The sequence below is a fragment of the Pseudomonas sp. G1002 genome, assembly GCF_013385455.1.
Lineage (GTDB): Bacteria > Pseudomonadota > Gammaproteobacteria > Pseudomonadales > Pseudomonadaceae > Aquipseudomonas.
The window spans coordinates 9,686-10,462 of the sequence record NZ_JACAPY010000061.1 but is presented as its reverse complement, the minus strand read 5'-3'; the positions used below and the strand labels follow the sequence as shown (position 1 = coordinate 10,462).

Below are 777 nucleotides of genomic sequence, written 5' to 3'. Positions count from 1 at the left end.
GCAGAGCGTGGGAACGATCAACAATGGGCATACGCCGGCAGCGGTATCGCCCGTTCCTACGCAGACCGTTCCGACATAGATTTCAGGTTGCTTCCAGACCTTCTCGCCGCTAACCTTCGCGGGTCGCTGCCAATTCAGCGAACGGGTGTGGTAGCCCGGCTATTTCATAGATCCCAAAACGCTCAAGGGCGTTTTTTTGTGCGGGCTGCTTTGTGGCGGCTGTGCATGGGAGGCTTCGGCCTGCCGGGTTTCTATGACCGGTCTACCACCCCGTGTACAGTCGCCTCCTTAATCGTGTGGTAGCGAGCGTGGAGGTGCTTGCTCATAGAGGAGCTTCACCATGAAAAAGGTCTCGCCCAACCCGCCGCATTACTTGAGCGACCAGAAATTCCACGATGCTGCCCAGCGCGCATTCAAGCACTACGACCTTAATTCAGAACCTGCCGCTTCGCCTCCGTCCTCCAACAAACTATTCTCCGTACGTGCCGGCCTCAGCACCGAAGTCGCCTTGTGTAATGCCAGCGAGATTCTTGAATCGGCGGCTGTCAGTGCCTATGACTGTGCCGAGCATCTTGATGGGGCCAGCCGCAAGCAAGTGTTGGCAGTGGTGCAATTGGTGGAGATGGCGCAGTTGTTGGTGGATGAGGCGCTGAACCGGGAGTGTCCGGTGGCCTGATCACATCCGAAATCCAACTGGCAACATAAATCCAGTGTGGGAGCGGTTGGTCAGGAGAGCGGGTTTGTCAGCAGGCTCGCGATCACTCCCACGCTGATCGT

1 protein-coding gene is annotated in these 777 nt (G+C 57.4%); it reads left to right on the top strand.

All coding sequences use genetic code 11. The annotated features are described in order from the left end of the window. The first annotated feature begins 340 nt into the window (after positions 1-340). Positions 341-676 carry a DUF6124 family protein gene (locus tag HX801_RS31100; RefSeq protein WP_003219885.1) on the top strand — a complete coding sequence of 112 codons (336 nt, stop codon included), beginning with the start codon at positions 341-343 and terminating at the stop codon, positions 674-676. The last annotated feature ends 101 nt before the right edge of the window (positions 677-777 follow it).

Coding starts and splice junctions, on each gene's coding strand:
- HX801_RS31100 (WP_003219885.1), top strand. CDS start 341: ATGAAAAAGGTCTCGCCCAACCCGCCGCATTACTTGAGCGACCAGAAA.